The organism is Streptomyces sp. NBC_01429, assembly GCF_036231945.1.
Taxonomy (GTDB): domain Bacteria; phylum Actinomycetota; class Actinomycetes; order Streptomycetales; family Streptomycetaceae; genus Streptomyces.
Genome location: NZ_CP109599.1, coordinates 1,394,658 through 1,420,408 on the forward strand (window position 1 = coordinate 1,394,658; position 25,751 = coordinate 1,420,408).

General features: G+C 71.6%; 18 protein-coding genes. 4 read left to right on the forward strand and 14 right to left on the reverse strand.

Annotated elements, in window-relative coordinates:
- Positions 1-192: 192 nt before the first annotated feature.
- From OG627_RS05775 to OG627_RS05790, 4 genes are all read right to left on the reverse strand, one after another.
- Positions 193-1,014, reverse strand: a complete 822-nt coding sequence (locus tag OG627_RS05775; RefSeq protein ID WP_329062081.1) for an ATP-binding cassette domain-containing protein — start codon at positions 1,012-1,014, stop codon at positions 193-195.
- On the reverse strand, positions 1,011-2,051 hold the full coding sequence (locus OG627_RS05780) for an ABC transporter permease (RefSeq protein ID WP_329062083.1): 1,041 nt from the start codon (positions 2,049-2,051) through the stop codon (positions 1,011-1,013). The genes OG627_RS05775 and OG627_RS05780 overlap by 4 nt, the downstream gene beginning before the upstream one ends.
- Positions 2,048-3,061 carry a sugar ABC transporter substrate-binding protein gene (locus OG627_RS05785; RefSeq protein WP_443073420.1) on the reverse strand — a complete coding sequence of 338 codons (1,014 nt, stop codon included), beginning with the start codon at positions 3,059-3,061 and terminating at the stop codon, positions 2,048-2,050. Before OG627_RS05785 ends, OG627_RS05780 begins: the two co-directional genes overlap by 4 nt.
- 153 nt (positions 3,062-3,214) lie before the next feature.
- Entirely contained in the window at positions 3,215-4,102 is an 888-nt protein-coding gene (locus OG627_RS05790) for a GntR family transcriptional regulator (protein ID WP_329062085.1), read from the reverse strand.
- A 101-nt stretch (positions 4,103-4,203) separates the two neighbouring features.
- On the opposite strand from OG627_RS05790, the gene OG627_RS05795 reads away from it, so the two are divergent.
- Entirely contained in the window at positions 4,204-5,208 is a 1,005-nt protein-coding gene (locus OG627_RS05795; protein ID WP_329062087.1) for a Gfo/Idh/MocA family protein, read from the forward strand.
- Positions 5,209-5,261: 53 nt separating this feature from the next.
- On the opposite strand, the gene OG627_RS05800 is transcribed toward OG627_RS05795, so the two are convergent.
- From OG627_RS05800 to allB, 5 genes are all read right to left on the reverse strand, one after another.
- On the reverse strand, positions 5,262-6,455 hold the full coding sequence (locus OG627_RS05800; RefSeq protein WP_329062089.1) for a cytochrome P450 family protein: 1,194 nt from the start codon (positions 6,453-6,455) through the stop codon (positions 5,262-5,264).
- Positions 6,456-6,459: 4 nt separating this feature from the next.
- Positions 6,460-7,182, reverse strand: coding sequence for a response regulator transcription factor (locus tag OG627_RS05805; RefSeq protein ID WP_329062091.1), 723 nt, complete (start codon positions 7,180-7,182; stop codon positions 6,460-6,462).
- Entirely contained in the window at positions 7,179-8,465 is a 1,287-nt protein-coding gene (locus OG627_RS05810) for a sensor histidine kinase (protein WP_329062093.1), read from the reverse strand. The genes OG627_RS05805 and OG627_RS05810 overlap by 4 nt, the downstream gene beginning before the upstream one ends.
- A gap of 122 nt (positions 8,466-8,587) precedes the next feature.
- Complete coding sequence (gene alc, locus OG627_RS05815) at positions 8,588-9,766, reverse strand: allantoicase (RefSeq protein ID WP_329062095.1); 1,179 nt, start codon at positions 9,764-9,766, stop codon at positions 8,588-8,590.
- A gap of 2 nt (positions 9,767-9,768) precedes the next feature.
- Positions 9,769-11,106, reverse strand: coding sequence for an allantoinase AllB (gene allB / locus OG627_RS05820; protein WP_329062097.1), 1,338 nt, complete (start codon positions 11,104-11,106; stop codon positions 9,769-9,771).
- A gap of 310 nt (positions 11,107-11,416) precedes the next feature.
- Between allB and OG627_RS05825 the strand changes: the two genes are divergently transcribed.
- Positions 11,417-12,217, forward strand: a complete 801-nt coding sequence (locus tag OG627_RS05825; protein ID WP_329062099.1) for an IclR family transcriptional regulator — start codon at positions 11,417-11,419, stop codon at positions 12,215-12,217.
- A 104-nt stretch (positions 12,218-12,321) separates the two neighbouring features.
- On the opposite strand, the gene OG627_RS05830 is transcribed toward OG627_RS05825, so the two are convergent.
- Positions 12,322-12,642, reverse strand: coding sequence for a DUF5955 family protein (locus tag OG627_RS05830; protein ID WP_329062101.1), 321 nt, complete (start codon positions 12,640-12,642; stop codon positions 12,322-12,324).
- A gap of 197 nt (positions 12,643-12,839) precedes the next feature.
- Here OG627_RS05830 and OG627_RS05835 point away from each other — a divergent pair, with 197 nt between their 5' ends.
- Both OG627_RS05835 and aceB read left to right on the forward strand, forming a co-directional pair.
- Complete coding sequence (locus tag OG627_RS05835; RefSeq protein WP_329062103.1) at positions 12,840-13,595, forward strand: nucleotidyltransferase family protein; 756 nt, start codon at positions 12,840-12,842, stop codon at positions 13,593-13,595.
- 62 nt (positions 13,596-13,657) lie between these two features.
- Positions 13,658-15,292, forward strand: a complete 1,635-nt coding sequence (gene aceB, locus OG627_RS05840; RefSeq protein ID WP_329062105.1) for a malate synthase A — start codon at positions 13,658-13,660, stop codon at positions 15,290-15,292.
- A 58-nt stretch (positions 15,293-15,350) separates the two neighbouring features.
- Here aceB and OG627_RS05845 read toward each other — a convergent pair whose 3' ends face one another.
- From OG627_RS05845 to OG627_RS05860, 4 genes are read right to left on the reverse strand one after another with little or no spacing between them, the layout of a single operon-like run.
- Positions 15,351-17,507: a DEAD/DEAH box helicase gene (locus OG627_RS05845; protein ID WP_329062107.1), complete on the reverse strand. Its 2,157-nt coding sequence runs from the start codon at positions 17,505-17,507 to the stop codon at positions 15,351-15,353.
- Positions 17,504-18,859 (reverse strand): BREX system ATP-binding protein BrxD, encoded by a 1,356-nt coding sequence (gene brxD / locus OG627_RS05850; RefSeq protein WP_329062109.1) that lies wholly within the window; start codon positions 18,857-18,859, stop codon positions 17,504-17,506. The genes OG627_RS05845 and brxD overlap by 4 nt, the downstream gene beginning before the upstream one ends.
- Entirely contained in the window at positions 18,856-21,720 is a 2,865-nt protein-coding gene (gene pglZ / locus OG627_RS05855) for a BREX-2 system phosphatase PglZ (protein WP_329062110.1), read from the reverse strand. Before pglZ ends, brxD begins: the two co-directional genes overlap by 4 nt.
- The gene (locus OG627_RS05860; RefSeq protein ID WP_329062112.1) at positions 21,720-25,625 is read right to left on the reverse strand and encodes a PglY protein; all 3,906 of its coding nucleotides are present in this window, start codon (positions 25,623-25,625) and stop codon (positions 21,720-21,722) included. The genes pglZ and OG627_RS05860 overlap by 1 nt, the downstream gene beginning before the upstream one ends.
- Positions 25,626-25,751: the final 126 nt, after the last annotated feature.

Consider the following 25,751-nt stretch of genomic DNA (forward strand, 5'->3'; position numbering starts at 1 on the left):
TCGCACGAGTCGTGTCGTCCCTGCGGGTCGGGGGCCGGCTGGCCCGGACGGGCAGCGGCGGCGGACGGTGTCCGCCCTGCCAGATTGTGCCATCCGGGGCGGGCGGGTTCGCTGTGCGGCCCGTCGGGGGCCGCACAGCGGGTCGTACGACAGGGTCGTACGGAGCGTCCTACGGAAGGACAGGACGCCGGTTCAGCCCTCGGGGTTCCCGCCGGCCGCCGGGCCGCCGGGGACGGGCGGGGCGGGGGCGCGCTCCAGCTCGTGGCTCAGCTCCTCCAGCTCGGAACCGCCCGCCATCTGGCGCGTCAGCTCGTCCAGGGTGATCGAGTCCTTGGTGTGGCTCCCGGCCATCACGCCGCGCTTGAGCAGCACGAATCGGTCACCGACGAGATACGCGTGGTGAGGATTGTGCGTGATGAGGACCACTCCGAGTCCCGCGTCACGCGCGGCGGCCACGTATTTGAGCACCACACCCGACTGCTTGACCCCGAGGGCCGCCGTGGGCTCGTCCAGGACCAGGACCTTCGCGCCGAAGTGGACGGCGCGGGCGATGGCCACGCACTGGCGCTCACCGCCCGACAGGGTGCCGATCGGCTGGTCGACGTCGCGCAGGTCGATGCCCATGCCCAGCAGCGCCGTGCGGGTGGTCTCGCGCATCAGGGCGACGTCGAGCCGTTTGAACGGACCCGCGCCCTTCGTCGGCTCGGAGCCGAGGAAGAAGTTCCGCCAGACCGGCATGAGCGGGACGACGGCGAGGTCCTGGTAGACGGTGGCGATGCCCCGGTCCAGGGCCTCGCGCGGGGAGGCCAGGGAGGTGGGCTCGCCGTCGATCGAGAAGACGCCCGCGTCGTGCCGGTGCAGCCCGGCGATGATCTTGATCAGGGTGGATTTCCCGGCGCCGTTGTCGCCGAGCACACAGCTGATCTCGCCGGCGTTGACCTCCAGCGAGACGCCTTCCAGCGCGCGCACGTTGCCGTAGTACTTGCTGACGTCGTCGAGTTCGACCAGGGTCATCGGGAAGCCTCCGCGCGCTTGCGCACCCAGGCGTTGAGCAGGGTGGCCAGAAGGAGCATCGCTCCGAGGAAGAACTTGAACCAGTCCGGGTCCCACTCCGCGTACACGATGCCCTTGCTGGTCATGCCGAAGATGAACGCGCCGACCGCCGAGCCGATGGCGGAGCCGTAGCCGCCGGTGATCAGACAGCCGCCGATGACGGCCGCGATGATGTAGATCAGCTCGTTGCCGACGCCCTCGCCGGACTGGACGACGTCGAACGAGAACAGCAGGTGCTGGCCCGAGATCCAGGCGCAGAAGGCCACGCCCATGTACAGCCCGATCCTGGTCCGCACCACCGGGACGCCGACCGCGCGGGCGGCGTCGTCGTTGCCGCCCACCGCGAAGATCCAGTTTCCGAAGCGGGTCCGCAGCAGGATCCAGGTGGCCAGCGCGACGAGGGCGGCCCACCACAGGATGGTGACCTTCAGGTCGATGGAGCCGAGGGACAGCTGCGAGGCGAAGACCGCGCGGGCGGAGGCGAAGCCCTCCATGTCGCCGATGGTCTTGGTCGACACCGATTCGCTGATCAGCTTCGTCACGCCGAGATTGAGGCCGGTGAGCATCAGGAACGTGCCGAGCGTGATGATGAAGCTGGGCAGCCGGGTGCGGGTCAGCAGGAATCCGTTGAAGACGCCGAAGGCCAGCGTGACCAGCAGCGACACCCCGACGCCCACCCAGACGTTCGCCGTCATCTCGTAGCTGAACATCGAGGAGATCAGGGCGGAGCTGGTGACCATCACACCGGCGGAGAGATCGAACTCGCCGCCGATCATCAGCAGGGCCACCGGGACGGCCATGATGCCGATCGTGGAGGCCGCGTACAGGACCGTCCCGAAGCTGGAGAGCTGGAGGAACGAGTCCGCCATGACCGCGAAGAAGAGGAAGACGGCCACCGCGCCGACGACCGAGCCCAGCTCGGGCCGGCCGAGCAGCCGGCGCAGCGGTGAGGTGCGCAGCAGGCGTTCGTCGCCGGCGGGGGGTGCGGTCACGCTCACCGGGTGCTCCGCTTGGTGTACTCGGCGAGCGCGTCGGCGTCCTTCTCCGTGATGATCTGCGGGCCGGTCAGGACGGGGCGGCCGCCGCCGAGGACGTCGGCGTTGTAGCGGTAGAGCCAGAGCAGGTCGACGGCCTCGTACCCCTGGAGGTAGGGCTGCTGGTCGACGGCGAAGCCGAGGGTGCCCGCCTTGAGGGAGGAGACGACCTTGGGGTTGAGGTCGAAGGTGTCGATCTCGGCCTTGCTGTTCGCGTTCTGCTTCGCCTTCACGGCGGCGTCCGCGAAGGGGGCACCGAGGGTGACGACGGAGTCGATGTTCTTGTCGGTCTGGAGCTTGGCCTCGATGGACGCCTGGACGTCGGGCATGTTCGTACCGTCGACGTAGAGGTTCTGCATGGTGCCCCCGAAGGTCTTCTTGGCACCGGCGCAGCGCTGCTCGTGACCGACGTTGCCCTGCTCGTGGATGACGCAGAGGGCCTTCTTCTTGCCGCGCTCGTCCAGCTCCTCGCCGACGGCCTCACCGGCGATGGACTCGTCCTGGCCGATGTGGGTGAGCGCGCCGTACTTCTTGGACTCCGCCGCGCCCGAGTTCACGGTGATCACCGGGATGCCCGCCTTGACGGCCTTGGTGACGACGTCCTTCATGGCGTCGGGCTTGGCGAGGGTGACGATCAGCCCGTCGACCTTCTTGTCTATGTACGACTGGACGAGCTGGGCCTGCTGCTGGCCCTCGTCGCTGTTGGCGTACAGGAACTTGATGTTGTCCTTGACTGCCGCCTGCTTGGCGCCGCCCTTGACGATGTCCCAGAAGGTGTCGCCGTCTCCCGAGTGGGTGACCATGGCCACGGTCCAGCGGGGTGTGTTCACCGCGGCCCGCCCCTCGGCGGCCCGCTGGGCCCGTTCCTCGGCGCGCTTGCCGCCGGTGCTGCTGCATCCCGCGAGGACCGATACCCCGAGGACCGCAGCCAGCACCGCGCGCATCGCGCGTACCCCTGTCCGAACCGTTGCCACGACGCCGTGCCCTTCTTGAAGTAGTCCTGGAAGCGGCCGGGGGCTCGTACAGACCCGGCCCGGCGCCCAAGTATCGGTCATGGACATCCCCACGTAACCCATCGGGTACGGGATAGTCCCCGGAAGGACGCCCGGCCGGGGGCCGCCGGCCGGCTACGGGCGTACGAGGAGCTGGAACTCGAAGGCGTAGCGCGAGGCCCGGTAGATGTGCGAGCCGAACTCGACGGCCCGGCCGGTGTCGTCGAAGGTGGTGCGCTCCATGGTGAGCAGCGGGGCTCCGGACGGTTCCGTCAGCAGCTCGCCCTCCTCGGCGGTGGCGGCCCGGGCGCCGACCGACTGGCGGGCGCTGTGCAGGGTGATCCCGGCGGACCGCATCATCCGGTAGAGCCCGGTGGACTCCAGCCGCCGTGTGTCGCAGTCGAACAGCCCGACCGGCAGCCGGTTGCGCAGGAACGCCATCGGTTCGTCGTGGGCGTACCGCAGCCGTTCCACGAGCAGCACCTCGGCGCCCTCGGGCACGCCGAGCGCGGCGGCGACCTGGGCGGTGGCGGGCTCGACGGTGTTGCGCAGGACGCGGGTGGCGGGGCGCTGGCCGGCCGCCTCCAGGTCGTCGTAGAGGCTGCTCAGCTCCAGCGGGCGCTTGACCTGGCTGTGCACGACCTGGGTGCCGACGCCCCGGCGGCGCACCAGCAGCCCCTTGTCGACGAGCGACTGGATGGCCTGGCGGACGGTGGGGCGGGACAGGCCGAGCCGGCCGGCGAGTTCGATCTCGTTGCCGAGCAGGCTGCCCGGCGCGAGTCCGCCCCGCTCGATGGCGGCCTCCAGCTGCTGGGCCAGCTGGAAGTAGAGCGGGACCGGGCTGGTGCGGTCGACGCCGAGCTGGAGCTGCGCGGGCTCGGGCGGTGAGGGCTCGGGCGGCGGGGACGAAGGGGGCGCGGGCGGCGGGGCACTGTCTGTCTCGGGTCCGGCGGTCTGCGGTCCGGCCGTCTCGCTTCCGGCCGTCTCCGGTCCGGGTCGGGATGATCTCGGCTGAGGGGGCACGCGCCGAGCGTAGTCGCATGCCATGTTGACGGGAAGCCGGGAAGTCAGGTTGTCCGGACAATTGCTTGACAGCGTGTGTGCCCTGTGAACACCTTGGGGCCATGCGCATCGGACTCATCGGCACCGGCCGTATCGGCACCTTCCACGCGGGCGTTCTCAGCCGTCATCGGGAGGTCGGCTCCCTGGTCGTCGCGGACACGGACGCGGCGCGGGCCGCGCACGTGGCCGACCGTACGGGGGCGACGGCGGCCCCCTCCGTCGACGAGATCTTCTCGTGGGGCGTGGACGCCGTGGTGATCGCCTCGGCGACCTCCGCCCACGCCGACCTCATCAGCCGGGCCGCGCGGGCCGGGCTGCCCGCCTTCTGCGAGAAGCCGATCGCGCTGGATCTGCCGGGCACCCTGAGCGCGGTGGGCGAGGTCGAGGCCGCCGGCACGGTGCTCCAGCTGGGCTTCATGCGCCGCTTCGACGAGGGGTACGCCATGGCGCGCGAGCTCGTACGGTCGGGACGGCTCGGCCGGCTGCACACCGTACGGGCGATCACCTCGGACCCGGCGCCGCCGCCCGCCGCGTATCTGCCGCTGTCCGGCGGTCTGTACCGCGACTGTCTGGTCCACGACTTCGACATCATGCGCTGGGTCACCGGGCGGGAGGTGGTGGAGGTGTACGCGACGGGCTCGGACGCGGGGCCCGCGATGTTCGCCGAGGCGGGCGACATCGACACCGCCGCCGCCGTACTCACCCTGGAGGACGGGACGCTGGCCACCGCCACCGCGACCCGCTGCAACGGCGCCGGCTACGACGTACGGATGGAACTGGCCGGTGAGCTGGACCAGTTCGCGGTCGGCCTCGACGACCGTACGCCGATCACCTCCACCGAGCCCAAGGGCCCGCCGCCCTGCGACAACCCGTGGCCCGGCTTCCTGGAGCGGTTCGCCCCCGCCTACGAGGCCGAGCTGGACGCCTTCCTCCAGGTCGTCACCGGCACCCTGGAGAACCCCTGCGACGGCCGCGAGGCGCTGCACGCGCTGCGCATCGCGGAGGCGTGCGAGCTGTCGCGGCGCGAGCGGCGCCCGGTGAGTCTGGCGGAGATCCCGGGCGGCTGAGGCCGGCCGGGACCTCCGGGTCGCCGGGCCACCGGGCCGCCGACGCCGTACGGCTACCAGCGCACCGGGAGCGTGCGCACCCCGCGGATCAGCAGCCCCGGCAGCCAGTCGTACGCCCCGGCCTCGGGGTCGAGCGCCAAATCGGGGCAGCGTTCCAGCAGCGTGCGGAGGGCGATCCGGGCCTCCAGCCGGGCCAGCGGAGCGCCCACGCAGAAGTGGATGCCGTGGCCGAAGGCGAGATGGCCGGGGCCGCGCCCGGGAGTCGCCGACCGGCGGATGTCGAAGGTGTCGGGGTCGGGGAAGCGGGCCGGGTCGCGGTCCGCCGAGGCGAGCGAGACCAGGACGGTGCGCTGCGCCGGTATCTCCGCCCCGCCGAGCGTGACCGGCTCGCGGGTGAACCGTACGGTGCTGCTCTCCACCGGGCCCTCGAACCGCAGCGTCTCCTCGACCGCCGCGTCGATCAGCCCGAAGTCGGCTCGCAGCGCGGCCAGTTGGTCGGGGTGGGCGAGCAGGCACCGTACCGCGTTGGCGATCAGATTGACGGTGGTCTCGTGTCCGGCGATCAGCAGGACATAGGCCCACGCGCGCAGTTCGGCGGCCGACAGCCGGTCGCCGTCCTCCGCCCTGGTGCGCAGCAGCGAGGAGAGCAGATCGTCGCTGGGACCGGCCGCCCGTTTGTCCTCGATGAGTTCGTCGAGATACGCGCACAGCTCGATGGTGTTGACCCGCGCCCCGTCGGGGGTCGTGGGCGCGACGATCTCGTTGGTCCAGGCGCGGAAGGTGTCACGGTCGGCGTGCGGGACGCCGAGCAGCTCGCATATGACGGTGATGGGCAGCGGGAAGGCCAGCGCGTCGACCAGGTCGCCGTGCCCCGACGGGCCCATCGCGTCGAGGAGTTCGTCGGTGATCCGCTGGATGCGCGGCAGCAGCCGGTCCACCCGGCGCCCGGTGAACTCGGGGGCGACGAGCTTGCGCAGCCGGGTGTGGTCGGGCGGGTCGAGGACGAGGACGTGCGGGCCCATGATGGCCTCGTCGGCCGACTCGTACCCCATGGTGTCGAGCGCCTTGGAGAGCCGGGGGTCGGCGAGGGCCTCGCGCCCCTCCTCGTATCCGACGACCAGCCAGAACTGTCTGCCGTCCGGGGAGATCACCTCGTGGACGGGTCCCGTCTCCCGCAGCTTCGCGTAGTACGGGTAGGGGTTGACGTTGAAGTCCGGTCCGTAGTCCGCCAGTTCGATAACAGCCATCGGATCAGCCTACGTCGCCGCCCCGCACGCTCCACCGGCCGCGAGCGGATCCGGCCGCGGCGGCCTGATCCGCGTCATGCACCAACAGGGCGATCTGCACCCGGTTGTTGAGGCGGAGCTTGGCCAGGATCCGGGAGACGTGCGCCTTGACCGTGGGCAGGCTCATGTAGAGGCTCGCGGCGATCTCCGCGTTGGACCGGCCCTGGCCGACCGCGAGCGCGACCTCCCGCTCGCGCTCGGCGAGCGCGGCGAGCCGGTCGGCGGCGCTGTTCCCGCGGCTCCCGGCCGCCGTCCCCTCCCCCGCCACCCGGGTCATCAGCTGACGGGTGACTGCGGGCGAGAGCACCGGATCACCGGCCGCCACCCGGCGTACCGCCGCGACGATCTCGGCGGGCGGGGTGTCCTTGAGGACGAAGCCGGCCGCGCCCGCGCGCAGCGCCCGTACCACCTGTTCGTCGGCGTGGAAGGTGGTCAGCACCAGGACCTCGGGGGCGCCGGGGCGGGCGCGCAGCGCCTCGGTGGCGGTCAGGCCGTCCATGGAGGGCATCCGGATGTCCATCAGGACGACATCGGGCGCGACGCGCTCGACCAGGGAGGACACCTCCGTGCCGTCGGCCGCCTCCCCCACTATCTCGATGTCGTCGGCGCCGCCGAGCATCAGGGTGAGCCCGGCGCGAACGAGCGGGTCGTCGTCAACAATGATCAGTCTGATGGCCTTGGTGGTCATGGACTCCACGGTAGCCAAGCCCGGACGGCGAACCCGCCGTCCCCGGTGGGCCCGTGCTCGAACCGGCCACCGGCCAGCGCGGCCCGTTCGGTGAGCCCGATCAGCCCCTGTCCCGAGCCGGGCACCTTCGGGACCTCGCCCGGGGGCGGGGTGTTGCGCACCTCGATGGTGAGCCCCTCCCCGGGGCCGCCGCCGACCTCGACGGTCGCCCGGCTGCCGGGCGCGTGCTTGCGGGCGTTGGTCAGGCCCTCCTGGGCGACTCGGTAGGCGGTACGGCCGAGGGCGGCGGGCACGGCGGAGGGGTCGTCGACGAGGCTGTCGAGCGCGACGTCCATCCCGGCCTGCCCGACCTCGTCGACCAGCGCGTCCAGGGTGGCCAGGGTGGGCTGCGGCCGGTCGCCCTCGTCGCCGGGCGCCCGCAGCACCCCGATGATCATGCGCAGGTCCTGGAGCGCCTCGTGCGCGCTGTCCCTGATCACCCCCGCCGCCCTGGCGACCTCGGGCGCCGGAGCGTCCGGCCGGAACTCCAGCGCGCCCGCGTGGACGCTCAGCAGCGTCAGCCGGTGCGCGAGGACGTCGTGCATCTCCCGGGCGATCTCCTCGCGGGCGAGCCGCTGCGCCTGCTCGGCACGGAGCGCCGCCTCGGCCTCCGCGCGCACCGCGCGCTCGCGCAGCGCCGCGACCAGCTGGCGTCTGGCCCGTACGAGCATGCCCCAGCCGACCGACAGCAGGATGACGGCCAGGGTGGCGATGACCGTGGTCGGGACCGAGCTGTTCGGATCCGGGCGGAGGTACGCCTGCCCGATCCCGGTGAGCAGCGACACCACACCGACGATCAGCACGGGCCGCAGCGGCCGGTGCACGGCCACACAGAACAGCGCGACCACCGAGGCCCCGCCGGCGGCCGGAGCCACCATGCTCAGCACCGCCAGCACGAGCGCCAGCTCCACCGGCCGGCGCCGCCGCAGCCACAGGCCGCAGCAGGCCAGCACCGTCCCGGCGATATCGAGGAAGAGGACCGGATCGGAGTTGTCCGTCTGCTGGATGCTCTGGAGGGTCAGCAGCCCGATGCCCGCCGCGAGCAGCGTCATGAACGTGTCGACGATCCAGTCCCGCACGGTACGGCGCGGCCGGACCCGGGCCGCGCCGTACCGGCCGGGGGCACGGTCGAGGCCGGGGGCACGGTCGGGGCCGGGGTCGAGGTCGTGGTCTCCGGCCGGCTCGGGGTCCCTCGGGTAGATCATCTCCGAGGGCAGCAGCCAGGAGTAGTCCGTGCGTGTCATGCCCACCAAGTTACGCAGGTGGGAGACGTGGTGGTGCGCGCCGGAGCGGGGTCGGTACCAAAGTCGCGGGGTTGCCGACTTCGGTGCCGGTCCCTGCTCCTCCCCTGCTCCTTCCCGGCCGCTCAGCCGCCCAGTTCGCGGTGGCGCGCGGCCAGCCGCTCCGCGCCCCGGTCCGTCAGGGAGCCGAACAGCCGCAGCCGGGAGATCCCGCCGTCGGGGAAGATGTCGATCCGCGCCTCGGACGCGACCACGCCGGCCGGCAGTACGTAGCGGTGGTTCGTATCGGGCTGGAGCGCGGTCCTGGGCAGGATCTCGGTCCAGCCGCCCGTCCCGGCCCCGGTCCCGGACTCTTCCTCCGCCGGTGTTCCCGGCGCCGGATCCGGCTCGGGCTCCGGCGCACCGTCCCGTACCCAGAGCGTGGCCCAGCCCGCGGCGTTGCCCTTCAGGTAGGCGGTGTCGATCTCGACGGCGTGGATCTCGGCCTGCTCGGCGAGCCGGTAGCGGATCCAGTCGTGGCCCCGGTCGCGGCGGCGCCGTGTCTCCCAGCCGTCGTCCATCCGGCCGGAGCGGCCGGGCCCGATGGTGTTGGCGGCGGGTGAGTAGAAGCGGTCGGAGGAGTCCTCGACCCGGCCGCCGTTCTCCAGCGCGACGACGTCGAACGTGCCGAGGGCGCCGAGCCACGCCGGGTCGGGCACGGCCTCGCCGTACACCCGCAGCCGGGCGATCCCGCCGTCGGGGTGCTGGTTGATCCGCAGATGGGTGAAGCGCCGCCGGACGTCGACCGCGAAGCCGTTGGCCGCGTGGCCGCCGATCTCCGTACGGGGCACGAGGACCGTCCACTCCACCCCGTCGGCGAGGAGGTCATCGGGGGACGGGGTGCCGGGCAGCGCGGTGGCCTCCACGGAGACCGCGCGGGGGTAGTTCCCCCGGAAGTGCGCGGTGTCGACGACGATGCCGCCGATCACCCCGGGGACGCCGAGCCTGACCAGCGCCCAGTCGTGGTCGGTGTCGGCGGGGTGCGGGCGCGCGGCGCCGGTGCCGCGCCTGCGGCGGGTCTCCCAGCCGTCCATGATCTTGCCCTTGTGGCCGAAGCGTTCCGGTTCGAACGCGGCGGGTTCCGGCCTGAGCATGTTCTCGCGCTCGGCGAAGAACTCGTCGTTGGCGGCCGTCACCCCGGCGCCGAGCCGCCGGTCGGCGAGGTCGGTGAGGTGGGTGAAGGGGAAGTCGGCGGCGCGGTAGTCGGCGTACGGGTCGCCGCCGCCGTACGGCCGGGCGTCACCGGTGAACCGGGTATCGGGCACGTTCACTCGTTCCTTTCGAGCAGTCGTCCGGCGGGCTCGGTGAAGGCGCCGTCGCGGACGACCGGAACACCGCGCAGCCAGGTCGACCTGACCACGCCGTGCAGGGTTCTGCCCGCGTACGCCGTCACCTGGTTGCGGTGGTGCAGCGCGGCCGGGTCCACGGTGAAGGTCTCCTCGGGCGCGAGGACCGCGAAGTCGGCGTCGCGTCCGGCCGCGATCGCGCCCTTGCGGGTCAGGCCCGCGAGCGCGGCGGGGGCCGTCGACATCCAGCGCACGACGTCCTCCAGCGGCCGGCCGCGCCGGCGCGCCTCGGTCCAGATCGCCGGGAGTCCCAGCTGGAGGGAGGAGATGCCGCCCCAGGCGGTGGCGAAGTCGGGGGTCTTGAGATCGGAGGTGCAGGGCGAGTGGTCGGAGACGACACAGTCGATCGTGCCGTCGGCGAGCCCCTGCCACAGCGCGTCCTGGTTCGCGGCCTCCCTGATCGGCGGGCAGCACTTGAACTCCGTGGCCCCGTCCGGGACTTCCTCCGCCGTGAGGGTGAGGAAGTGCGGACAGGACTCTGCGGTGATCCGCACCCCGGCGCGCCGGGCCGCGGCTATCAGCGGCAGCGCGTCCGACGAGGACAGGTGCAGGACGTGCACCCGGGCGTCGAGCCGCTCGGCCTGCGCGACGAGGCCCGCGATCGCCGCGTTCTCGGCGCCGCGCGGGCGGGACGCCAGGAAGTCGGCGTAGGCGGGCCCGCCCCGCCGGGGCGCGGACTCCAGGGCGTGCGGGTCCTCGGCGTGCACGATCAGCAGTCCGCCGAAGCCGGAGATCTCGGCGAGCGAGCGGCCCAGCCGCTCCTGGTCCAGCTCGGGGAACTCCTCCACCCCGGACGGCGACAGGAAGCACTTGAAGCCGAAGACCCCGGCGTCGTGCAGCGGCCAGAGGTCCCTCACGTTGTCCGGCACCGCGCCGCCCCAGAAGCCGACGTCGACATGGACCCGGCCGCGCGCGGCCGCGCGCTTGGTCTCCAGGTGGGCGGGGGTCGTGGTGGGCGGCAGCGAGTTGAGGGGCATGTCGAGCAGCGTGGTGATGCCACCGGCGGCGGCGGCGCGGGTGGCGGTCCAGAACCCCTCCCACTCGGCGCGTCCGGGGTCGTTGACATGGACGTGGGTGTCGACGAGACCGGGCAGTACGGCGTCGTCCCCGACGTCCTCCAGCCGGGCGCCCGCCGGCACCTCGCACGCGTACGGCAGGACGGCCGCGACCGTGGCACCGGCGACCGCGATCGAGGCGGGGCGCACGCCCTCGGGGGTGACGACGCGGGTGGAACGCAGCACCAGGTTCACATCGGACACGCGTGGCCCTTCCGGACGTACCAGCGAATTCAACGAACTGTTGAAGGAGTCTTCACTCAGGACGCAGGACCAGTCAAGGGCACCAGGGTTCCCCGCGCGCTCCCGAGACGTTTCCGGCGCGTTGCCCGGCGCGGGGAGCGGTGCGGGGAGCGGTGCGGGGAGCGGTGCGGCGATGTGCGCGGAGGGGGCGGAGGGCGGTGCGGAGGGGGCGGCTCGTCCGCCGGGGGCCGGACGGCGCGGCCGGTAGGCTGCATGCCTGCCCTCCCCCGCCCGCCGCGTCCGCTTCGCCCGTCCCGAAAGGACCGTTGCCGTGCCGTCGTCCAGCGCCAGCACCACCGACTCCGCCAAATCCGCCGCCGGCGGTGGCGTCCAGTCTCTTGAGCGTGCCTTCGACCTGCTCGAAAGGATGGCGGACGCGGGCGGCGAGGTAGGGCTGAGCGAGCTGTCGGCCAGCAGCGGGCTGCCGCTGCCGACCATCCACCGGCTGATGCGCACCCTGGTCGTCTGCGGGTACGTGCGCCAGCAGGCCAACCGGCGGTACGCGCTCGGGCCGAGGCTGATCCGGCTCGGCGAGTCGGCGTCACGGCTGCTGGGCACCTGGGCCAGGCCGTATCTGGCGCGGCTGGTCGAGGAGACCGGCGAGACCGCGAACATGGCGCTGCTCGACGGCGACGAGGTCGTCTACGTCGCACAGGTCCCGTCCAAGCACTCGATGCGGATGTTCACCGAGGTGGGCCGCCGGGTGCTGCCGCACTCCACGGGGGTGGGCAAGGCGCTGCTCGCGCACCTCCCGCCGGAGGAGGTGCGCGCGCTGCTGGCCCGTACCGGGATGCCGGCCGCCACCGAGAAGACGATCACGACGCCCGACGGGTTTCTCGACGCCCTGGAGCTGGTGCGCCGGGCCGGGTACGCGATCGACGACAACGAGCAGGAGATCGGCGTCCGCTGCCTGGCCGTCAGCGTCCCGGACTCCCCGACGGCCGCGGCCATCTCCATCTCGGGCCCGGCGGGCCGGGTGACGGAGGAGGCCACGGAGCGGATCGTCCCGGTGCTCCAGGAGGTGGCGCGGGATCTCTCCGTGGCTCTGACCAGCGCGACGACGGCCGGCTGACGCGCGACCGGCGGGCCGAGAGGCCCGGGCCCCGGCCGGGCCTCGGCCGGACCGGGACCTCAGCCGGACCAGGACCTCAGCGGGACCGGGACCTCAGCGGGGCCTCAGCGGGGCGGACGCGGGGTGTCGCCGAACAGGTCGACGGCGTTGCGTACGTCCATCAGCGGCTTCCGCAGCGCGCTGACCGACCCGATCGAGCCCACGATCAGCAGCAGCGAGCGGCGCATCCTGGCGGTCTCGGGCGCACCGCCCGCCACCATCGCGGCGAGGGCCGCCAGCTCGTCCTCGGCGATCGCCCGGTCCCGGAACTCCGCCTGATACCCGGCCAGTTCGCGCCGGAGCTGGGCCACCGCCACACCCAGCCCCACGATTCTCGGATCCTCGCCCCGCTCCGTCACCGACGGCTGCCCCACGCTCCGCAACACAGCTCTCCCCCTCGCCCCTCGCCCCGGGCACACCGATGTACCCGGGCACGGCTCCGTGCCGCTATACCGATTCCCCCCTGGACGGTGGTCAAGCGCCAAGGTTCGCGCGCAAGTTAACGCCATCGCGTGCCGTACGCGCCACTCCGCGCAACCGGCGGCACAGGAGGCGCGCGGCGCGCGGATGGTATGCAGGGCGCATGGCAGCCGCACCCGTGACAGACGCCCACGGCGAACCAGCCGCTCACGCCCCCGGACCGTCCGCTCCGCCCGTGGCCGGGCTGCTGCTCGCGGCGGGTGGAGGGCGGCGGCTGGGCGGCAGACCGAAAGCGCTGCTGACGCACCGGGGCCGCCCCCTGGTCGAGCACGCGGCGCGCGCCCTGCGCGAAGGGGGCTGCGCTCCGGTGCACGTGGTGCTGGGCGCGGCGGAGCGGGAGGTACGCGACCTGGCGGAACGGGCAGGACAGCCCGGACCGGCAGGACCGGCAGGACTGCCCGCGCCGACCGGACCGCCCGGACCGTCCGGACTGGCCGGCTGCGTCCTGGTCGGCAACCCGAGATGGCAGGAGGGAATGGGCACCTCACTGCGGGCCGGGCTGGACTCCCTGGCCGGTACGGGCGCGGCGGCGGCGCTGGTGCTCCTGGTGGACCAGCCGGGCATCGGCGCGGCGGCGGTGGCCCGGATGGTGGCCGCGTACCGCGACCCGCGTTCGCTCGCGACGGCGTCGTACGGGGGAAGGCGCGGCCATCCGGTGCTGCTCGGCAGCGAGCACTGGGCGGGGGTGGCGGCGGATGCGCGGGGCGACCGGGGGGCACGTGTCTACCTGAAGGCGCACGGGAGCGAGATCGTCGCGGTGGAGTGCGGGGATGTCGCGAGCGCCTACGACATCGACACCGAGGAGGATCTGTGGCGCCTCGCACCGGCGCCGGAACCACCCTCTTCAACAAACCATTGAACTTCCACCATGAGAAAACTATTCTCCACGAGTCAGAAGCGTCCCTGAAGGAGTGACAGCTCATGTCCGCAGCAGCGCCCTCCCCGCTGGCGATCGTCGACGCCGAGCCTCTGCCCCGGCAGGACGAGGTACTCACCGACGCCGCCCTCACCTTCGTCGCTGAGCTGCACCGGCGGTTCACCCCCCGCCGTGACGAGCTGCTCGCCCGCCGCACCGAGCGGCGCGCCGAGATCGCCCGCACCTCCAGCCTGGACTTCCTGCCGGAGACCGCCGCCGTACGCGAGGACGACAGCTGGCGCGTCGCGCCGGCACCGGCCGCGCTGGCGGACCGCCGCGTGGAGATCACCGGCCCCACCGACCGCAAGATGACGATCAACGCGCTGAACTCGGGAGCGCGGATCTGGCTCGCGGACTTCGAGGACGCCTCGGCTCCCACCTGGCAGAACGTGATCGGCGGCCAGCTGAACCTGCGGGACGCCTACCGCCGCCGTATCGACTTCACCGACCCGGGCTCCGGCAAGTCGTACGCGCTCAAGGCCGCCGACGAGCTGGCGACCGTCGTGATGCGCCCGCGCGGCTGGCACCTGGCGGAGCGCCATCTTCAGCTGGACGGCGAGCGGATCCCCGGCGCGCTGGTCGACTTCGGGCTGTACTTCTTCCACAACGCCCAGCGGCTGATCGAGCTGGGCAAGGGCCCGTACTTCTACCTCCCGAAGACGGAGTCGCACCTGGAGGCGCGCCTCTGGAACGACGTCTTCGTCTTCGCCCAGGAGTACGTGGGCATCCCTCAGGGGACCGTCCGGGCGACGGTGCTCATCGAGACGATCACCGCCGCGTACGAGATGGAGGAGATCCTCTACGAGCTGCGCGACCACGCCTCCGGGCTCAACGCGGGCCGCTGGGACTATCTCTTCTCCATCGTGAAGAACTTCCGCGACGGCGGCTCCAAGTTCGTCCTGCCGGACCGCAACGCGGTGACGATGACAGCGCCGTTCATGCGCGCCTACACCGAACTCCTCGTCCGCACCTGCCACAAGCGCGGCGCGCACGCCATCGGCGGCATGGCCGCCTTCATCCCCTCCCGGCACGACGCGGAGGTCAACAAGGTCGCCTTCGAGAAGGTCAGGGCGGACAAGGACCGCGAGGCGGCCGACGGCTTCGACGGATCGTGGGTCGCCCACCCGGGCCTCGTCCCCGTCGCGATGGCCTCCTTCGACGCGGTCCTGGGCGACCGCCCGAACCAGAAGGACCGGCTGCGCGAGGACGTCTCCGTCGCCGCCGGCGACCTCACCGCCATCGACTCCCTGGACGCCCGCCCCACGTACGAGGGCCTGCGCAACGCCGTGCAGGTCGGCATCCGTTACATCGAGGCATGGCTCCGGGGCATGGGCGCGGTCGCCATCTTCAACCTGATGGAGGACGCGGCCACGGCCGAGATCTCCCGCTCCCAGATCTGGCAGTGGATCAACGCGGGCGTCGAATTCCCCTCCCCCGAAGGCCCCGACGTACGGGTCACCCCCGACCTCGCCCGCCGGCTGGCCGCCGAGGAACTCACCGCCCTCCGCGCCGAACTCGGCGAGGAAGCCTTCGCCGCCGGCCGCTGGCAGCAGGCCCACGACCTGCTGCTGACAGTCGCGCTGGACGACGACTACGCGGACTTCCTGACGCTCCCCGCGTACGAACAGCTCCGGGGCTGAGCGGAGCCCGCTCACTGTCGGGCACCAGGTCGTCAGGTTCGTGACCGGGCCGGGCTTCTCAGCCTGTCCCGCTCACAAACCTGACCGGTTCGTCCAGTACCTTCCGTGCTCCTTCCGGATCGGCGAACCGGACAGCGAGCGTGGCGCGGGCCAGGCGCGGCGGCAGAGCCTCCGCGAACTTGAGTCCCTTCACGGCCCGTTCGTCGATGTCGGGGAGGCACAGATGATCGGGTGCGTCGGACCGGGTCTGCTGCCATTCCTGCTGGCTCACGTCCTCGCGCAGCCGGATCCAGCAGTCGTTGACCCGCTGAGCGGGCGCGGCGACGGTGCCGAGGGTCGCGGCGAGAGTGGCGTTGGCACGGTGTCCCGCCCAGGTCCACCAACGGAGGTAGCCACCGGGTCCGCGGGTGACAAGGGTGCCGCCCGGGTGGACGTACTCCGGAAAGTGTTCCCTGGCCTCCTGGAGCGCCGCCACCGCGCGTTTGGTGAGGTGCACCTCCGGGTCGGCCCCGAGCAGCACTTCCCGCGTGGCACGTGCCAGTTCGAACGACGTGACGCGGGCAAAGCCGAATCCGCTCCACTTGGCCTTGCCGCCGCTGTCGACCGGCTCCACGAAGCAGCGTTTGCGGTGCCAGTCGATGTACGTCACGAGCCAGCTGCGCCCGCCCAGAAGCAGTTTTCGCGGGCCCTCGATCTCTTCGGTCAGCAGTTCGGGATCGGTTCTGCCGATCTCCGTACGGCCGTGCAGAACAGTGAACTGCGGGGGCGCCGTGAACACCGCGGTGAGGTTCATGAAGTGCCGCTGCCCGAAGCGGCGTTCCGCCTCGGGACCGATGAACAGCATGCCGCCGTCCCGGTCCAGGTATCCCTCGTCCACCAAGTGGCGTACGACCGGCTGCGCCGACGCGCCGAAGGGCCCGAAGCCGTTCCACCACTCGTGCCACAGCTCCTCGCCGACCCGGTGCTCCTGGAGGCAGAGAGCAAGGAGCTGCTGCGCGACGATATGGCGTGGTTCGGGCGGCGCGACGACCGGTTCCACCCAGCCCCGGGACCATCGCAGGAGCAACGCCGCGGCGGCGAGCAGGCCCTCTTCGCTCAGCGCGAGAAAGAGACAGTTCCGTACGCTGCCTGCCCGGCGGCCGGTCCTGCCCAGGCGTTGCAGGAACGAGGCGACCGTGGCGGGCGCGTCGAGCTGGATCACCCGGTCCAGGTCACCCACGTCGATCCCGAGTTCCAGCGTGCTCGTGGAGACGATCACGCAGTCGCGCGCCTCCCCGAACGCCTGCTCCGCCCGCCGCCGTTCGTCCACCGACAGGGAGGCATGCGAAAGGAAGGTGGTCACTCCTTTGAGTCGGAGCTTCTCGCCCAGTTCTTCGACCAGCCGCCGTGACTCGCAGAAGACGAGCCGTTTCTCGCCCGCGTGCAGAGCCGCGATGACGGTGGCGGCGTTGGCGACGGATCCGACATGGTCGAGCTGGACGTCGCCCGGAGGCGGGCCCGCGGCGGACACGGGGGCCGCCGCGTCGAGATGCGGTGCTACGACGCGGGCCGGCCGTCGGCCTGCCGCCGAACCCTGGAGCCAGTGCAGCAGTTCGGCGGGGTTCCCCACGGTCGCGGAGAGGCCGACGCGCTGCACCGGGCGCCCTACGGTCTTCTGCAGCCGTTCCAGTACGGCGAGAAGGTGCCAGCCGCGGTCGTCCCCGGCGAACGCGTGCACCTCGTCGACGACGATCGCGCGCAGCCCCGCGAAGAACACACGATGGTCGACGTTGGCGCTGACCAGCATCGCTTCCAGCGACTCCGGCGTGGTGAGCAGGACATCGGGCCGGTCGGCCAGAATCCTGCGGCGCCGCCCGGTGGTGACATCACCGTGCCACAGCGCCGCTGTCCGCCCCATCCACGCGGTGTAGGTCTCCAGCCGCGGCAGCAGATTGTTGAGCAGCGCCTTCAGCGGACACACATACAGCACCGAGGTGCCGGTCCAGCGCTCCGCCGCCATGCGGGACAGCAGCGGGAAGACGGCCGCCTCGGTCTTGCCGCCGGCGGTGGGGGCGAGCAGTACCGTGTCCTCTCCCGACAGCAGCGGTGCGACTGCCTGTTCCTGAAGGGGCCGGAGCCCCGGCCATCCCAGGGTGTTGACGAGGTGATGGACGAGTACGGAGTCGAGCGCGTCGGCCCCCAGTCTCTTGTCCGCCCCGGCCTCCGCCTCGGTCACGGCAGGTCCAGCGCGATGTCATCGGGGCCGGCGGCCCCTCCGGGGACACCGGCGGATGCCGCCGCGTTGCGTTCGACTTCCGTCAGCTCGGCGGCGGACACGGTCAGCGCGTAGTGCCGTCGAGGTTCGAACGTGTCGAACTCGTCAACCCGGTCCAGTACATCGGCGACCAGCTTCCGCAGGAAGAGCCGCGGTGCCACCCCGACCTTGCCACCGAGGCCGCCGGTCACCGCCGCGGCCAGTTCGTCGATATACGCGTCGTCCACCCGCGCGGCGATCCGCGCCGGCTCCCTGGCCGAATGGCCGTACAAATCCCTTACGTTCCGGCCGAGTTCGCCGAGCGATTCCAGATCGAAGCCGGTCAGCCTCAGCTGTACCGCCCTCGGTGAATCGAACCGGGGGTCGGTGGTGAAGTCGGTGGCGAGCCGCTGGGCGAGCGGCGGCAGCCGTTGCGCGCCCTGCTGTCCGTCGTAGAAGGCGGGGGTGCCGGTGATCACGAGGAAGAGGCCGGGGAAGCGGCCCGCGTCGATCTCGTCCAGCAGCTGACGCAGGGCGTTGAGGCCCTTCTCGCGGACGTCTCCGCGCACCCGCTGCAGCGTCTCGATTTCGTCGAGGACGACGAGCAGCCCGGGGTGTCCGCAGTCGCGGAGCACCGTGAGCAGCCCCTGGAGAAATCCGAGCGCGCCGAAATGGTCGAGGTCACCGCGGACACCTGCCGTGCGCCGGGCGGCGGCCGATACGGACTTCTGGCCGCCGATCCAGGCGATAAGGGCATCCGCTGTCGCGTTGTCCCCCGCGGCTCGCGCCAGACGGTAGCCGCGCAGGGCGGCGGCGAATGCGGGGGTGGTCCGGGCGACTTCCGCGAGCCGCTGTTCCATCAGCGCGTCGACGGCTTCCGCGAGGGCCTTTTCGTCGTCGTCCGCCACCTCGCCCGCGTCGAGGATCTCCTCCTCCAACGTGTAGAACCAGGTGTCGATCACGGCCCGCAGGGCGCTGGGCCGGTGGGTTCCGGTGGCCAGCCGTTCCGTGAGCCGGCGGTAGACGGTCTCCAGCCGGTGCAGGGGTGTTTCCGTCTCGGAGATCTGCACCTCGGTGGTGGCGAGCCCGGCCCGCTTGGCCCGTTCGGCGAGCCACCGGGCGAAGAAGGTCTTGCCGGAGCCGTACTCCCCCCGGACGGCGTGGAAGGCCGCTCCACCGCGTGCGGCCGTCGCGAGATCATCGTCGAGAGCCGCGGCGAACCGGTCCAGGCCGACGGCGAACAGATCAAGCCCGGCCTGCGGTACGGTTCCACGCCGCAGCGCGTCGATCACCTCGCGGCGGCGCGCCGCGCTCGCCCCGGTCGGTTCCGTCATGGCTGCTCCGTTCCGAACTGCTCCTTGAGGAGCGGCACATTCAGCTCGACGGTCCGTCCGGCGTCGATCAGGTTGATCACCGCGTAGCCCTCGACGTTGAGGAGCCGCTGCAGCACCGTGACGAACACCTCCGCGTTCCGCTGCGACCGCCCTCCGACATCCGTGGCCACCGCGGCCACCGCGTCGGGGGTGAGTCTGCCGCTCGCCGCGGCGAGCGCGTCGATGACCGCGGCGACCACTTTCCCCTCCGGCGGACGGCGGACAAAGGACTTCTGGGCCTTGTAGCGCGCCGAGGCGACCACCCGCTGTCCTTCGGTCGCCACGGCGGAGGCCGGCGCCGGAGCCGTTGCCCCTGCCGGTACGGGCGTCAGATCCCCGGTGCCGAACAGGCCCTCGCCCTCCTGTCGCGGAACCCGCCTGGCGGGCCGCGGCTGCCTGCCACCGGACTCCGTCCTCGCCTCGGAAGCAGAGGAAGCAGCGGAGGCGGAGGTCTCCGTACGCTCCTGGCGGCCCTGCCACCAGCCGGGAACCGTCCGTTCGCTGGGCAGGACGACCCATCCTTCGGGCAGCAGTTCCTGAGCGGGTACGAAGACGAGGACCGGCACCGTCACCTCGGCCAGGGATGCTCCCCCGTGGTATCCGGCCCGGCGTGGCGTGTAGCGGATGTCCTCGCGCCAGGGCGCCACGACCGTGCCCCCGCCCGCCAGAACGCGCGGCCCGCTCAGCTCGACCTCGCCGTCACCGGCGACGCCGTCCCGTCCGGTCCCCTCCGACTGCGTACGCCAGCGGGCCGACCCGGCGCCGCGCACCTTCACCGGCCCACGGTTCGGCCCCTGCTCGGTTCCCCGGTCGGGCCCGTCGTCCGGCGTCGAGCGGTCCAGTACATGCCCATGGTCGGCGACGAGGACCACCGGTCTGCCGTACCCGCGCGCCGCGTTGAGCAGATCCAGCAGGTGGCTGACGTCCCGCAGCCGCCATGTGGTGCGCGCGCCCTCCTGGCCATGGTCGAGTGCGTCGTCGATGGTGTTCAGTACGACGCCGACGACGCCGTCACCGGCCAGCTCCTCCAGGAGGGCGGGCGCGAGCCGGTGCCCCTCGGCGCCGCCGATCCGCCCTTTGTGGAACAGCCTTCCGGTACGCCGGTGCCGCTGCCAGAAGGCCGCGAACCCGGCGGTCTCGACGTTCTGCCCGCCGCTCTTCGCCTCCCCGGTCAGCAACGAGGCCCGGCTGATGGTGGTGACCGACGGCAGCATCGACACCGCTGCCGCACGGTGCGCGCCAACACCGGCGGTGGGCGCGGGCACCACTTCGGTCCATACCTTGCGATCGATCTCGTCACCGAGCTGTGCCGCGACCGCCGCGCTCATCCCGTCCAGTACGAGCACAAGAGGCGGCGCCTGCGCGGCGAGCGGCACGACCAGCCGGGCCAGCACGTCCTCGATGAGCAGCGCGCCACCGGGCGCGAGCTGCGAAGCCGTTGTCGTCCAGGCCGCGAGGCGGCGGGCGAACTGCCCGTCCAGGGAAGCGCGCCGCTCGCGTACGGTTCCGATGAGCCGGTAGTACGCCTGTCCCACCACCGGATCGCCTATCGGGTCGCCCGACGACAGAACCGTGAGGGCCCGGTCGACCCACCCCCACTGGCCGACCTGGTCGCCGACGGCCCGCGCGACCGACTCCACCGGGGGCAGGGGCTCGTCCAGCCAGCGCAGCAGCCGCACGGCCATGCGCGCGGAGTCGCAGCTCTCCGGATGCAGACTCGCGAGCTGGTGGAGGACCACCTGGCCGAGTGCCGCCTCGGCGGCCCGCGACGAGTCGTCGAGGGCCGCGGCCAGATCGCGCAGCCGGGCTCTGAAGCCCGAGGGGAGCAGCGAGTCGGTTCGCAGCACTCGCAGGAGGTCTGTCTCTTCGGCGAGCCGGTCGGCGCGCTCCAGCACGGCGTGGACGCGCTGTCCTGCTTCCGCTCCTTGAACGGTGTGGCTCTCGGCCTCCGCGATCCAGCGGGCCAGTGTGCCGGTCACCGCGTCGGCGAAGGGCTGGAGATCCTGGTGCGCGCGGAATGCCGAACCTCCGAAGAGGCCACCCAGCGCGAAGCTCGCTCCCGCGGGCGCGCCGGGCGCGCTGAGCGCCGCCCCGAGCACGCCGAGTGCCATGGCGTCCTGGCCGCGCCCGTCGGCGACCAGCGCCAGCAGGGCGGGAGCCGCCGCCCCGACGATTTCGGTGAGCCAGCCGGTGATGCCCGCGCGTTCCGCCGCCGCCAGCTCCGCGAACCGGGCAGGGCCACCGATCGTGCGGGACCAGGCCAGCAGCACACTGACGTCCAGGTCCAGTGGGTCGCCCGGGCCCCCGGGCCCCAGCCCGAGCCGCACCCGGACCAGCGACCGTACGGCGGTGTCCCGGGTGAGGAGTGCCTCCCCGCGCGGCCAGCCGTCGCCGGGCTCCGCGTCGAGCAGTGCGTCGAGCAGCCAGGTCTCGCGGTACATACGCGCGTCCAGCTCGGCGGCGCCGAACAGCTGCTTGACGATCTCGGCCCGGTCGACGGTGAGGCTGCGCCGCCCCACGGCGTACGCCCGCAGGTCCCAGCCGAGCTGATTCACCGACACCCCGCTCGCGACGACCAGCAGCCGGTCCGATCCGGGCTCCGCGCGGTGACGCTGCCACGCGTCGACGATGCCGAGCACGGAATCCTCGTCGATGACGCGCACCTGCCGTGCCCTGCCGCCGATCCGCGCCGTGAACTCCCGGGGCGCCGCTTCCTCGTAACGGGCGTTCACCAGCAGCAGCCGCCGGTCCTCGGTCTTGCCCATCTCGGTGCCGAGCAGCGCCTCGATGATCTTCCGGTCGACGAGTGGCCGGGCTGTCATCAGGCCGTGTCTCCTTCGGACGCGGCCAGGCCCGTACCGGTGGCACCACCGGCGGCGGTCCCGCCCGCCGGCACCTCCTGCCAGCTGATCTCCACCGCCATGCCGGGGTGGGCGGAGGAGTACGCGAGGATCTCGTCCCACAGCTCGTCGATCGCCCGGCTGAGCACGTTCTCCAGGTGGCTGGGCTCCAGGTGGCTGGGGTCGACGCGGATGGAACCGGACTTCGGCGCCGACGACGTGGACACGGACGGTCCAGGAGCCACCGGGGACACGGTCGGATCGGTGGGGGTGGGGAGAGAGGGCACAGCCGGGTCGCCGTGCCGGGTCAGCGACACGTCGTCCGCCGTCGGCTCCGGGACAGCGGGCGCCGGCGGCTCCGCCACCTGTACGAGCCGCGCCGCCTCCTGGATCAGTGCCACCGACCGGTTCCTGATGGAATCCAGCACGGGAATCAGCGAGCGCTCGAACTCACTGTGCGAGGCGGCCGTGGTGATCTCCTCCAGCAGCCGGTCCGCGCGCTCCCCCACGCCGTCCTGGCGCCCGGCGAAGCCGCGCACGCTCTCCAGCAGCTTCCAGTCCGCGTCGTCGAGCGCCGTGAGCACATCGGGTGCCGAAGTGATCGCCGTCGCCAGTACGTCGTCGGTGGTGTCGTACGCCACGGCGGCCAGCTCCTGGACCAGCGCCGTCGCGTTGTGGTGCCGCATGAGACGGGCCAGGAGGTCGGCGGCGTCCCGCGAGGACGACATCCGTGTGCCGGAGTCCCGGGCGATGCCCAGTTCGCCGGCGCGCCGGTTCAGCGAGGTGCGCAGGGCGTTGACGGGCCGTTCGAACGCGTCCGTCTTCTCCCGTACGCCGGTATAGAGCTTGGTGACGTTCCTCGCGAACAGCGTCGGCTCGACCGAGAGTCCGAAGATCTTCGCCGCCCGCTCGCGCGCGGTGGCGTACTCCTCCTCGCTCGGCAGTTGCTGGGCGCGCAGCGCGTAACCCGCGCCCATCCGTTCCAGCTCGGGCACCTGCGAGACAGGGCTGCCGTAGTAGACCCAGGCCCGGTCGTCGAGCAGGGCGTAGGTGGCGATGATCAGACTGCTGACGTTCTTGTCGAGTCCGGTCCAGCCGAGATCCTGGGCGATCCAGGTGCGGATGTCCTCGACCGACAGGTTCTCCTCGCCCGGCTTGTGCTGCTGGGCGGCGCGGTTGATTCTGGCCCGCCAGTCGTTGCGCAGTACGAGCGGCCCGTCGTGGACATGGCCGAGTTCCAGCGGTTCGGCGATCCTCTTGACGGTCTTCAGCTGGTGGCTGTCGACGGCGACCCGCCGGTCCCCCACGTCCATGGCCCGGCTGATCCAGGTCAGCACGGTCTTCAGCTCCTGGAGACTGACCGGCTTGCGCTCGCCGAGCACGTCGAGATTCGGATGCTCCGGGTAGAGCGCGTCGAACATGCCGTCGGACAGGTGCAGCATGTTGTCCCGGAACGGCTTGGCCCCCTGGAGCTGGGGCCTGCCGTACTCGGGGAGCAGCGAGTGGACATGCACCCCGCCCTGCACCTCGATCGACACGCTGCCCTCGTCGGCCTTGGAGATGCCGTACACCTGGCCGAGGACGACGGCGAGCTGCGAGTTCAGATTGTCCCGCTGGGCGGAGAGCTGGTGGCGGACGCGGACCCGGTCCTCCGAGCTGAGGTGGACGGCGTAGTCGTCGAGCCGGTCCCGCTCCAGCAGGTAATTGATCTTGATGAGCCGGCCCAGCTCCGTCTTCTTCTGCTCGGACAGATACGACGGCAGCCAGACGAGCGCCGGCCCCGTGAACCCGTCACGGCGCAACTCCTCGACCCGGCTCAGGGCATCGGAGGGAAAATGCTTTCCGTCATCAAAGGGGTAGTCCAGGACAAACCTGACGCGCCCTTCCATCCCGGGCCGGAACTGCTCCGGGGAGAGCTGCGCGGGGTCCCGCACATTCTCGAAGACGAACTCGGCGGTGCGCCGGGTGCCCTTCCAGATGACCTCGTGCTCACAGACGAACGCGCCGGTGTCCCGCAGCCCGAGCGCCTTCCACAGCTGGTCCTTGACCCAGATCCGGCGGGCCCCGATCCGGTCCTCGTCGGCCACCATGTCCAGCAGCGGTTCGATGTCCAGGTCGGACAGGTGCAGCGTGAACACCGGATCCTGCTGGCCGTCCGAGCGGATCTCGCCGAACCGGGCCTGCAGCTCCCGCAGCCTGCCCACCACCATCGAACCCGGCGCGACCGTACGGGACCGGATGGATCCGTGGTTCAGAGCGGCGATACGGGCACCGGTCAGCCGCTTCAGCGCCGATACGTCGGGCGCGAGCGCCGCCAGCAGCAGCGTCTTGACGAACCGCTCGTCGGCGATGAACTTCTCGTTCTCCTCCGAGCCGTACTTCTCCAGCAGATGCGCCTTCACCTTGAGGTGGAAGCGGTCCGCCGCCTCGGCCTCGCTGCGCAGCCGGTCGGTGAACGCCTCGCCCTTGCCGCGCTGGAGCACGTCCCACAGATCGCCGAGCGGAATCAGCTGCCCCAGCGGGAAGTCCTTGGACCGTTCGAGCATCTGCTGGACCAGCTTCAGACCGGTCCGCTCCCGCTGGAGCGCGCCCGACAGCGCCACCAGTACGTTCAGGAGCGCGGGCGACAGCGGATATACGTCACGGAAGTCGCGCCAGTCCGCCCGGGTAGCACCATTGGCATCCAGCAGCACGTCCTTGACCTGGGCGTTCGTCGACTCGATCGTCGCGAACGCCTCATCGAGCGCTGCCTTGGCCCGGGTGTCCTTCGGTTCGAGGACCCGCTTCTTGATGATCTCCGGAAGGTTGCGGTCCTCCAGGCTCACCACGTCGAAGCGCCCGGCGAGATATTCGACCTGATACTCCAGGTTCTTCACATCGGCGCCGACGACATCGGCTCCGACGAGCTGGGACAGGTCCCGCTGCCGGGAGATGAACGACACGATCGGCAGCGGCCGGGCGCCGTCACCCGACTCGATCAGCTTGACGAGCTTGCTGACCTCCGTGTTCACCTTCTCGCGGTGCGACATGTGTGCCTGGAGCCAGAGGATCAGCTCGTCCAGGAAGAGAATCAGCCCCTCGTACCCGAGCGACTTGGCATGCCGGCTCATCACCGCGAGCCCGTTCTCCAGCGGCAGGAACGCCTTGTGATCGCCTCGGGCACCGTCCGCGTACGACGCCATCGGCCCGGACAGCAGGGCGGACACGAGCCGGTCCCGCTGGGCGTCCCCGGCCTGGGCGGCAAAGGCGCGGTCCAGTTCGGCGGCCGTCCAGCTTCCGCCCACGCTGCCGATCACATCGAGATCACCGTCGTCCCCCTCCGCCGCCCCGGCCTGCGCCGGCAACAGCTTCACGAACGCGTCGTCCCCGATGTTCGACCGCAGCTTGCGCGCGTCCGCGAGCATCGCGTCGGCCCGGTAGACGGGCGGGGTCGGAGCGGTGGGGTGGAGCCTGCGTACGGTGGCCACGTACCCGCCGAGCAGCGCCGAGTCCAGATCGGTGGAGCCGACCAGGTGGTACGGCACCATCAGGAACCGCTTGCCCTTCAGCCACACGTCGTGCTCGGCGATCACTTCCTGGAGCCGGGGCTTGGCGCGGGCGGCGGGGTCGTTGTTGAGGATCGCGTGCAGCACGGTCAGGAAGTGGCTCTTACCGGAACCGAACGAACCGTGCAGATACACCGCGTGCGAATTCCCGCTCCGTACGGCCGCCCGTACGATCCCGAGCGCCGAGCCGAACGCCTGCTTCAACTGGTCGGTGACCACGTACTCACCGACGCGGGCGGCCGACTCCGAGAAGCCTCCGGAGAGTTCCACCTTGAAATCGCCGGCGTGGACGTCTTCCTTGATGTCGATGACATCCCGCAGGAAGAGTTCATTCGTGGGCATCGGTGACTCTCGTTCCCTTGCTCGGTGGCTTGATGTGCCGTGGTCGCGAGTACGGCACCTACCCGTCATACCTCACCCTTATCCTGCCAGCTCACGCCGTGTGACAACGGCGGGGAGGTACGGCTG

Coding starts and splice junctions, on each gene's coding strand:
- OG627_RS05775 (WP_329062081.1), bottom strand. CDS start 1,014: ATGACCCTGGTCGAACTCGACGACGTCAGCAAGTACTACGGCAACGTG.
- OG627_RS05795 (WP_329062087.1), top strand. CDS start 4,204: ATGCGCATCGGACTCATCGGCACCGGCCGTATCGGCACCTTCCACGCG.
- OG627_RS05800 (WP_329062089.1), bottom strand. CDS start 6,455: ATGGCTGTTATCGAACTGGCGGACTACGGACCGGACTTCAACGTCAAC.
- OG627_RS05805 (WP_329062091.1), bottom strand. CDS start 7,182: ATGACCACCAAGGCCATCAGACTGATCATTGTTGACGACGACCCGCTC.
- OG627_RS05810 (WP_329062093.1), bottom strand. CDS start 8,465: ATGACACGCACGGACTACTCCTGGCTGCTGCCCTCGGAGATGATCTAC.
- OG627_RS05835 (WP_329062103.1), top strand. CDS start 12,840: ATGGCAGCCGCACCCGTGACAGACGCCCACGGCGAACCAGCCGCTCAC.
- aceB (WP_329062105.1), top strand. CDS start 13,658: ATGTCCGCAGCAGCGCCCTCCCCGCTGGCGATCGTCGACGCCGAGCCT.
- brxD (WP_329062109.1), bottom strand. CDS start 18,859: ATGACGGAACCGACCGGGGCGAGCGCGGCGCGCCGCCGCGAGGTGATC.
- pglZ (WP_329062110.1), bottom strand. CDS start 21,720: ATGACAGCCCGGCCACTCGTCGACCGGAAGATCATCGAGGCGCTGCTC.
- OG627_RS05860 (WP_329062112.1), bottom strand. CDS start 25,625: ATGCCCACGAATGAACTCTTCCTGCGGGATGTCATCGACATCAAGGAA.